We start from the raw sequence: 8685 nt of genomic DNA, 5'->3' as shown, positions 1-8685 counted from the left end.
GACGCGCGGCATGCAGCGCCCGGCGCGCACGCTGCCGCACATCGCGCCGTTCCTGCAGCGCGTGCTGGCGCGCCCGGCGGTGCAGCGCACGATCGCCACCGAGGCGCTGCCCGAGCCGCTGGTCTGACGCCGCGGCGCCCGGCGGCTCCCGCCGGGGGCGGTTTCGTCGCCACCGGCGCGCGGCCGTCGCGCCGCGCTGGCGCCGGCCGGCCGTCGCGGCCCAGAATGCGCGCATGTCGCTGACGCTGCCTTCCCCGGGCGCGACGACGCCGGCGCAGGCCTTCGTGCAGCTGTTCAACCTGCGCAGCATCGCCGTCGTGTTCTACCTGTGCCTGGCGATGGCCACGTCGCGCGCGCTCGGCTGGCTGCCCGACGCCGACACGCCGCAGGACTGGCTGTATTCGCTGGTGCGCTTCACGCGCCAGACGCTGATCACCGGGCTGGCGATCCTGCTGGCCGTGGCGCTGGCCGAGGCGGGGCTGGCCCGCGGCGGCGCGACGGGCCGCGCGCGCGCCGCGGTGCGCGTGGCCGCGGTGCTCGGCGCGGCGCTGGCCGGCGCGTGGCTGCGCCACGTCGTCGCGAACTGGGGCGACGCCGCCGCCGAGCTGAAGCCCGGCTGGCTGGTCTCGACGACGCTGCTGTGGAGCCTGATCGGTGGCATCGGCTACGCGCTGGTGCTCGCGGCGCGCGCCGAGCAGCAGGCGCGCCTGGCGCTGCTCGACGCCGAGGCGCGGCGCGAGGCGCTGCAGGCGCAGCAGATCGAGGCGCAGTTGTCGGCGCTGAACGCGCAGATCGAGCCGCACTTCCTGTTCAACACGCTGGCCCACGTCAAGCGCCTGTACGAGACCACGCCCGAGCGCGGTCGCGACATGCTGGGCCGGCTCATCGCGTACCTGCGCGCCGCGCTGCCGAACATGCGCCGCGGCGCCTCGACGCTGGGCGACGAGCTCGAGCTGGTGCGCAGCTACCTGGCCATCCTGCAGATGCGCATGGGCGAGCGGCTGGCGTTCGACATCGACGCCGAACCGGCGCTGCTGGGCACGCCGCTGCCGCCGATGGTGCTGCCCACGCTGGTCGAGAACGCGATCAAGCACGGGCTGGCGCCGCTGCCCGAGGGCGGGCGCATCCGCGTCGGCGCGCGGCGCGACGCCGGCGCGCTGGTGCTCGAGGTGGCCGACGACGGGCGCGGCTTCGTCGGCAGCGGCGGCAGCGGCGTCGGGCTGGCCAACACGCGCGCGCGGCTGGCGGCGATGTTCGGCGCGCGCGCGGCGCTCGAGCTCGAGGCCGCGCAGCCGCGCGGCGTGGTGGCGCGGCTGCGCGTGCCGCTGACCGCCGTGGGGGCCTGATGGTCGCGCTGCCCGACACCTGGGCGTCGCGTGCCGCAGCGCGCGGCGCGCCGTGGCGGGCGTGGGGCACGCTGCGCCCGGTCGAGCTGGCGTGGTTCGCGCTGCTCGGGCTGGCCTACGGGCTGACCGACCTGGGCTCGCTCGCCGACGTCGCCGATGCGGCGCAGCGCTGGCGCGTGGCGGCGCGGCTGCTCGGCGTGCCGCTGCTGGTGGCGCTGCTGCTGATCCCGTTCTGGCTGCCCGCGGCGCGCAGCGCGGCGCCGCACCCGCAGCGCCTCGGGCGGCTGGCGCTGGCCGCGGCCCTCGGCGCGGCGCTGGCGATGGCGCTGCTGTGGCCGCTGGTGCGCTGGCTCGAGCTGCCCAGCGCCGGCGAGCTGATTCGACCGGCCAAGGGCCTGCCGATGTTCTCGCCCTGGCACTGGGGCACCTACGCCGGCGACTGCCTGACGGTGTTCATCCCCGCCTTCCTCGCGTTCGTGCTGTTCGACCTCGTCGAACGGCGGCACGACAGCATGCGGCGGCTTCAGCAGGCGGTGGTGGAGCACCACCGGCTGGCACGCGAGGCGATGGCCGCGCGGCTGGCCGCGCTGCAGGCGCAGGTCGAGCCGCAGTTCCTGTTCGACACGCTGGTCGACATCGAGCGCGCCTACGCAAGCGGCGACGCTGCGGCGCCCGAGCGGCTCGAGCGGCTGATCCACCATCTGCGCGTCGCGTTGCCGCGGCTGCGCGACGCGGCGACCACGCTGGCCTCCGAGGCCGAGTTGCTGCGCAGCTGGCTCGCGGTGGCCGGCGACCGGCTGGGCGCGCCGGTGGCGTTCGTCGCCGACGTGCCGCCGGCGCTGGCGGCGTCGCCGCTGCCGCCGATGCTGCTGCTGCCGCTGTTGCAGGGTGCGCTGCAGCGCGCGCAGGGCGGAGCGCCGCCGCGGCAGGTCGCGCTGCACGCCGATGCGCACGCGCGCGGCTGGCAGCTGCGGCTCGGTCTGGACCGCGCCGGGCTTTGCCCCGCGCCCGAACTGCTGCAGGCGCTGGCCGAGCGCGCGCGCACGATGGGCGCCGGCGCGGTGTCGCTGGCGTGCGTCGACGACGCCGGCCACACCACGTTCACGCTGCAGCTGGCGCATCGATGAAGAACCGACGATGAAGAACCGACGATGAAGACGAGCAGCCCCACCGCGGTCGTCGCGGAGGACGAAGCGACGCTGCGCCAGGAACTGGTCGAGCGCCTGGGCCAGCTGTGGCCCGAGCTGAGCGTCGTCGGCGAGGCCGCCGACGGGCTGCAGGCGCTGCGGCTGCTCGACGCGCTGCGCCCCGACGTGATGTTCCTCGACATCCAGATGCCCGGCGCCACCGGGCTGGAGGTGGCGCGCCAGGTGGGCACGCGCGCACGCGTGGTGTTCATCACCGCGTACGACCAGCACGCGGTGCAGGCCTTCGAGCACGGCGCGGTCGACTACCTGCTCAAGCCGCTGGTGCCGGCGCGGCTGTTCACCGCGATCGCGCGCGTCAAGGAACGGCTGGCCGGCGCGCCGCCCGACCTCGGCAGCGTGCTCGGCGCGCTCGGCGGCGCGCCGGCGGCGCCGCGTCCGTACCTGCGCTGGATCAACGCGTCGGTGGGCCAGTCGCTGCGCCTGATCACCGTCGACGAGGTGCTGTACTTCCAGAGCGACAACAAGTACACGCGCGTGGTCGTCGCCGGCGGCGAGGCGCTGATCCGCAAGCCGCTGAAGGAGCTGGTCGAGGAGCTCGACCCGCAGCAGTTCTGGCAGATCCACCGCTCGACGCTGGTCAACGCCGCGGCGATCGCCGGCGTCACGCGCGACTTCCGCGGCCGGCTGCAGGTGCGGTTGAAGCAGGGCAGCGACACGCTGGTCGTCGCCGACAGCTACGCGCACCTGTTCAAGACGATGTGACTCTGCGGTCACAGGCTGAGCGTGCGCGCCAGCCGCTCGATGCGCAGCTGCGCCAGCAGCTGCCGCTCGGCGATGCGCGCGGCCAGCACACGCGCGGCTTCGCCGTCGGGCGGCAGCGTGGCGAGTTCGTCGCGCCAGCGCTGCAGCTCCTGCAGCATCTCGACCTCCACCGGCAAGTGGCCGGCGTTGCGCAGCACCTGGAACGCCATCCGCAGTTCGGGCGGCGCGTCGAAGTAGCCGTCGTCGGGCAGCGGGCGGCCCCAGGCGGCGCTGCGCTGCAGCTCGCCGCTGGCCAGCGCCTGCGACACGCACTCGCCGATGCGCTCGTCGAGCGAGCGGATCTGCGCGTCGCGTTCGCGCCGCTTCGGGTCGTCGCCGGCCGCGCCCATCGCGCGCGCTCAGCCGCCGTTCGGCGGCACGCGCCCGGCCAGCCCGAGCTGCTGCGCCCAGTGCCGCGTCAGCGGCGTTGCCGGCTTGGCGAGCAGCCGCTCGTTGAGCAGCGCGCGGCCGATGGCCTTCGCCCCGGCGGTGCCCGCGGCGCCGGCGGCCGCCAGCAGCGTCTGGTCGACGAGGTCGCGCTGCGCGTGGCTGCCGCCGAAGCCCGCGGCCTGCGCGCGCACGCCGTGCAGCGTCTGCGCCGCGGCGTCGAACTCGCCGCGCGCGAACGCGAGGAAGCCGCGCATCAGCGGCAGGCCGACCTCGCGCGCCATCGCGCGGTTCGCGCGCGCCGCGTCGTCGGCGGCGAGCACGCGCTCGGCGCAGCGCGACAGCCAGCGCTCGGCGCCGCCCAGGTCGCCGGCGCCGGCCAGCGCGATCAGCACGTGCAGGTCGTTGAAGGCGTAGTAGCCGGCGTCGCCGTCGGCCAGCGGCCAGGCGGCGACGAGGTCGCGGAAGCAGCCGTCGACGGCGACGCCGAGCAGGTGCAGCCGCCACAGCATCGCCGCGGCGTCGACGCGCTGCAGCGTGATCTGCAGCGCGTCGCGCGACAGGTGCGCGTCGACCAGCCGCAGCACGCCGGCGGTGTCGAGCGCCTCGAGGCGGAACAGCCCCATGTGCCACCACAGGTGCGCGGCGAAGCCATTGCCCTCGGCCCAGCCGGGCTGGTGCTGGCGCAGCCACGCGGCGCCGTCCTCGAAGCGGCCCTGCATCTCCATCACGTGCGCGACCGCGTGCACCGCCCACGGCACGCGCGCGTCGGCGACCAGCGCGCGCCGGCCGGCCTCCTCGGCCTGCGGGTACAGGTGGTTCTCCTCGAGCCCGAAGGCGTACAGCGCGAGCACGTACGGGTGCAGCGGGTCGGCCTCGTCCCACTCGGGCAGCACGCGCGCCGGGCGCGCGCGCAGGTGGTGCGCGTCGCCGCGGTAGAAGTCCCACAGGTGCGCCCACTGCAGCGCCAGCGCGTCGCGCGGGTGTTCGAGCAGCAGGTCGTCCCACACGCGGCACGCCTGGTGCCAGCGCCCTTCGATGCCGAAGGCGAGCGCCTCCAGGTGCGCGCGCTCGCGCGCCGTCGCGTCGGCGTCGAGCGCGCGCGCCGCGGCCAGATGCCGCGCCGCCTCGTCGAGCAGCGACGGCTCGGTCAGGCTGAGCAGGAATCCGGCCTTCATCGCGTGCGGCAGGCACCAGCCGGGGTCGGCGGCAGTCGCCGCGTCGAGGTCGGCCAGCGGCGGGTCGTAGAACGACATCATGCGCCACAGCGCGGTCTCGGCGGCGTCGCGCGCCGCGGCGCTGCCGGTGGACACCGGATTGCCGCGCGGGTCGGTGGGGGTCATCGGCCGCACCCGCCGGTTCAGCGCCAGTCCCGCGGCGTCGGCCAGGGACGCGGCCGCGGGCGCAGCTGCTCCCAGGCGCGCGCCAGGCGCAGCACGCCGAGGTCGTCGTGGCGCCGCCCGGCGATCTGCAGCCCGATCGGCAGCCCGGCTCGCGTGTGGCCGCAGTCGACGGCGATCGCCGGCTGCTCGCTCATGTTGAACGGCAGCGTGAAGGCGATGTGCTCGAACGGGCGCTGCGGGTCGTCGGTGGGCCCGGCGGCGTCGGCGGCGAAGGTCGGCACCGGGCTCACCGGCGACAACACCGCGTCGAACGGCTGGCAGGCGGCGACTGCGGCGTCGCGCAGCGCGCCCATCTGGCTGAAGCCGTGGAACACCTGTGCGGCACTGAACCCGGCGGCCGGCGCGACCCAGTCGCGGATGTACGGCAGGATGCGCTCGCGCCGCTCGGCGGGCAGCGCGACGAAGTCGACGTGGAAGCGCATGCGCCAGAAGCGGTCGATGCCGTCGGCCATCTCGCGCGTCGTGAACGGCGCCAGCGGCTCGACCACGGCGCCGGCGTGTTCGAAGGCGTGCGCCGCGGCCCGCACCGCGTCGGCCACCTCGGGGTCGACCGGCAGGCCCCAGCCGGCGTCGAGCATCAGCCCCAGGCGCAGGCCGCGCAGGTCGCGATCGAGCGCGGCCCAGTCGATGGCCTGGTACGGCAGGCTCATGCTGTCGCGCGCGTCGGGCAGCGACATCACGGCCATCATCGCCGCCGCGTCGGCGACGCTGCGCGTCATCGGCCCGGCGACGCGGCCGTAGTACGGCGGGTGGATCGGCACGCGCCCCAGGCTGGGCTTGAAGCCGACGATGCCGCACCAGCCGGCGGGCAGGCGGATCGAGCCGCCGATGTCGGTGCCCAGGTGCAGCGGCCCGTAGCCGGCCGCCGCGGCGGCGGCGGCGCCGGCCGACGAGCCGCCCGGGTTCTTCGACAGGTCCCAGGGGTTGCGCGCCAGCGCGTGGAAGCTCGACAGCCCCGACGACAGCATGCCGTAGTCGGGCATCGTCGTCTTGGCGAGCAGCACGCAGCCGGCCTCGCGCAGCCGTGCCGCCGGCGGCGCGTCGGCGGCGGCGGGCGCGAGCTCGGTGGCCGCGGTGCCCAGCGGCACCGGCGTGCCCTGCGTCGCGACGTTCTCCTTGACCGTGCACGGCACGCCGTCGAGCGGCGACAGCGGCTCGCCGCGATGCCAGCGCGCCTCGCTGGCGCGCGCCGCGGCCAGCGCCGCGTCGGCGTCGAAGGCCCACAGCGCGTGCAGGTGCGGCTCGCAGCGCTCGACGTGCGCGATCACGTCGCCCACGACCTCGATCGGCGACAGCTCGCGCTGCCGGTAGCGCCGCGACAGCTCGACCGCGCCGAGGTCGTGCAGGGCCGTCATGCGTGGATCACGCCCAGCGGACGGCCGCCATGTCGTTGGCGAAGATCGGCGAACTGGCCCACAGCCCGCTCAGCCCGCGGCGCGACACCGCGACCTGCGCCGGGTTGAAGATGAAGGCGTTGACGCAGTCGTCGGCGATCTTGCGCTGCAGCTGCTCGAACAGCTTGAGCCGCGTCGCCGGGCTGGTCGCGGCCGCGTGCTCGGCGGCGAGCTTGTTGAACTGGGCGTTGTCGTAGCCCCAGTAGTACGCCGGGTTGGCGTACTGCATGTAGTCCAGCGGCTCGACGTGGTTGATGATCGTCAGGTCGAAGTTGCCCTTGAACGGGCCCGACAGCCACTGCGCCCACTCGACGTTCTCGATCCTGGCGTTGACCCCGACCTTGGCCAGCATCGCCGCGACCACCTCGCCGCCCTTGCGCGCGTACTGCGGCGGCGGCAGCGTCAGCGTGACGTTCAGCGGTGTGCTCACCCCGGCCTCGCGCAGCAGCGCCCTGGCCTTCTCGGGGTCGTGCGGGTACAGGCCGGTGAGGTCGACGTAGCCGGCGTCGGTGGGCGCGAAGTGGCTGCCGATCGGCTTGCCCAGGCCCTCGAGCACGCCGTCGATGAACGCCTTGCGGTCGATCGCGTGCATCAGCGCGCGGCGCACGCGCACGTCGTCGAAGGGCTTCTTCTTGTTGTTGATGGTCATGATGCCCTTGCCGGCCGTGCTGCCGATCTCGACGGTGAAGCGGCGGTCGGACTGGAACTGCTTGAGGCTTTGCACGGCACCGAAGCGCGGAAAGCCGTCGACGTCGCCGGCGAGCAGCGCCGCGACCTGCGCCGCCGGGTCGTTGATGATGCGGAAGGTCACGCGCTGCAGCGCGACGCCCTTCGCGTCGCGGAAGCCGTCCCAGCGGTTGAGCGTGATCGACGAACCCTTGCGCCACTCGCCGAAGCGGAACGGCCCGGTGCCCACCGGCTGGCTCGCGGTGCCGGCGGCGCTCTTCGGGTGCAGGATCACCGCGGTGTTCTCGCCCATGCGGAACAGGAAGTTGCCGTCGGCGTGGTTCAGCGTGAGGATCACGGTGTGCGCGTCGGGCGTGGCGATCGAGCTGATGTTGTCGAACACCGCCTTCTTCGCCTTGTTCGTGCTGCCCTCGGCCTTCGCGCGCTCGAAGCTGAACTTGACCGCGGCGCTGTCGAACGCCTCGCCGTCGTGGAACTTCACCCCGCGCCGCAGCTTGAACGCGTACAGCTTGCCGTCGGGGTCCATCGTCCAGCTCTCGGCGAGCAGCGGCGTGACGCGCCCGTCGACCTGGATCTTCGTCAGCCCTTCGAGCACGTTGTAGTGCACGACCTCGCCGATCGCCGCCGCCGGTGCGGTGGTCGGGTCGAGCCCCGGCGGTTCGAGCACCATGCCGAGCACGGCGGCGTTGCTGCGGCCCTGGGCCTGCGCGTCGGCGGTGGCGAGTGCCAGCGGCGAGAGGGCGCCCGCGAGGGCGAGCTGGTTGACGGTACGGCGACGCAGATCCATCGGCTTCTCCTGTCAGGCGGTGGTCGTGGACACGTGACGAAGCACGGACTCTGCCACATGACACGCGGCGCGGTGCCCGGGCGCGACTTCGCGCAGCGGCGGTGCTTCGCGCAGGCAGCGGTCGTGGCGCCAGCGGCAGCGTGGCGCGAACGCGCAGGCGGCGGGGACATCGGCAGCGAGGCCGGGCACCGGCGCGCCGGCGCCGGGCCGCGGCGCGGCCTGCGGCGTGGCCGGCGGCACCGCGTCGAGCAGCGCGCGCGTGTACGGGTGCGCCGGCGCGCCCGACAGCACGTCGGCGGGGGCGTGCTCGACCACGCGTCCCTGGTACAGCACGATCACCTCGTCGCACACCAGGTCGACCACCGCGAGGTCGTGGCTGATGAACAGGTAGGTGACGCCGAACGCGTCCTGCAGGTCCTGCATCAGGTTGAGCACCTGCGCCTGCACCGACACGTCGAGCGCGCTGACCGGCTCGTCGGCGACGATCAGCGACGGGCGCGTGACCAGCGCGCGGGCGATCGCGATGCGCTGGCGCTGACCGCCGCTGAACTCGTGCGGGTACTTGGCGGCGTCGGCGGCGCGCAGCCCGACGGCGTCGAGCACCTCGGCGACGCGGCGCTCGCGCTCGCGGCGGTCGTGGTGTGGCAGCGCGCCCAGCGGCTCGGCCACCGTCTGGTCGACGCGGCGGCGCGGGTCGAGCGAGCCGTACGGGTCCTGGAACACCATCTGGAA

At 74.8% G+C, this 8685-nt stretch carries 8 protein-coding genes; 3 read left to right on the top strand and 5 right to left on the bottom strand.

The genetic code is table 11. The features are described 5' to 3' along the window. Positions 1-233 precede the first annotated feature (233 nt). From PKC53_RS17975 to PKC53_RS17965, 3 genes are read left to right on the top strand one after another with little or no spacing between them, the layout of a single operon-like run. The gene (locus PKC53_RS17975; RefSeq protein WP_324431142.1) at positions 234-1346 is read left to right on the top strand and encodes a histidine kinase; all 1113 of its coding nucleotides are present in this window, start codon (positions 234-236) and stop codon (positions 1344-1346) included. Next, positions 1346-2473 (top strand): histidine kinase, encoded by a 1128-nt coding sequence (locus PKC53_RS17970; protein ID WP_324431140.1) that lies wholly within the window; start codon positions 1346-1348, stop codon positions 2471-2473. Before PKC53_RS17975 ends, PKC53_RS17970 begins: the two co-directional genes overlap by 1 nt. Before the next feature lie 24 nt (positions 2474-2497). Further along, positions 2498-3256 carry a LytTR family DNA-binding domain-containing protein gene (locus tag PKC53_RS17965; RefSeq protein WP_324431138.1) on the top strand — a complete coding sequence of 253 codons (759 nt, stop codon included), beginning with the start codon at positions 2498-2500 and terminating at the stop codon, positions 3254-3256. Positions 3257-3264: 8 nt separating this feature from the next. Here PKC53_RS17965 and PKC53_RS17960 read toward each other — a convergent pair whose 3' ends face one another. The 5 genes from PKC53_RS17960 to PKC53_RS17940 all read right to left on the bottom strand — a co-directional run. Next, positions 3265-3645 carry a DnaJ family domain-containing protein gene (locus tag PKC53_RS17960; protein WP_324431136.1) on the bottom strand — a complete coding sequence of 127 codons (381 nt, stop codon included), beginning with the start codon at positions 3643-3645 and terminating at the stop codon, positions 3265-3267. 9 nt (positions 3646-3654) lie between these two features. Next, complete coding sequence (locus PKC53_RS17955) at positions 3655-5025, bottom strand: tetratricopeptide repeat protein (RefSeq protein ID WP_324431134.1); 1371 nt, start codon at positions 5023-5025, stop codon at positions 3655-3657. A 17-nt stretch (positions 5026-5042) separates the two neighbouring features. After that, positions 5043-6440: an amidase gene (locus PKC53_RS17950; RefSeq protein ID WP_324431132.1), complete on the bottom strand. Its 1398-nt coding sequence runs from the start codon at positions 6438-6440 to the stop codon at positions 5043-5045. A gap of 7 nt (positions 6441-6447) precedes the next feature. After that, entirely contained in the window at positions 6448-7953 is a 1506-nt protein-coding gene (locus PKC53_RS17945) for an ABC transporter substrate-binding protein (protein ID WP_324431130.1), read from the bottom strand. Between the two features lie 12 nt (positions 7954-7965). Then, positions 7966-8685: oligopeptide/dipeptide ABC transporter ATP-binding protein (locus tag PKC53_RS17940; protein WP_324431128.1), on the bottom strand; the 720-nt coding region annotated here is incomplete at its 5' end.

Origin of the sequence: Azohydromonas sp. (genome assembly GCF_035325925.1) — a bacterium.
GTDB lineage: Bacteria > Pseudomonadota > Gammaproteobacteria > Burkholderiales > Burkholderiaceae_C > Calidifontimicrobium.
Note: the sequence above shows the minus strand (reverse complement) of the source record. Positions and strands in the feature narration are given on the sequence as shown.

What these genes read in the sequence shown, in the direction of transcription:
- PKC53_RS17975 (WP_324431142.1), top strand. Translation starts at nt 234, where the DNA reads ATGTCGCTGACGCTGCCTTCCCCGGGCGCGACGACGCCGGCGCAGGCC.
- PKC53_RS17970 (WP_324431140.1), top strand. Translation starts at nt 1,346, where the DNA reads ATGGTCGCGCTGCCCGACACCTGGGCGTCGCGTGCCGCAGCGCGCGGC.
- PKC53_RS17965 (WP_324431138.1), top strand. Translation starts at nt 2,498, where the DNA reads ATGAAGACGAGCAGCCCCACCGCGGTCGTCGCGGAGGACGAAGCGACG.
- PKC53_RS17960 (WP_324431136.1), bottom strand. Translation starts at nt 3,645, where the DNA reads ATGGGCGCGGCCGGCGACGACCCGAAGCGGCGCGAACGCGACGCGCAG.
- PKC53_RS17955 (WP_324431134.1), bottom strand. Translation starts at nt 5,025, where the DNA reads ATGACCCCCACCGACCCGCGCGGCAATCCGGTGTCCACCGGCAGCGCC.
- PKC53_RS17950 (WP_324431132.1), bottom strand. Translation starts at nt 6,440, where the DNA reads ATGACGGCCCTGCACGACCTCGGCGCGGTCGAGCTGTCGCGGCGCTAC.
- PKC53_RS17945 (WP_324431130.1), bottom strand. Translation starts at nt 7,953, where the DNA reads ATGGATCTGCGTCGCCGTACCGTCAACCAGCTCGCCCTCGCGGGCGCC.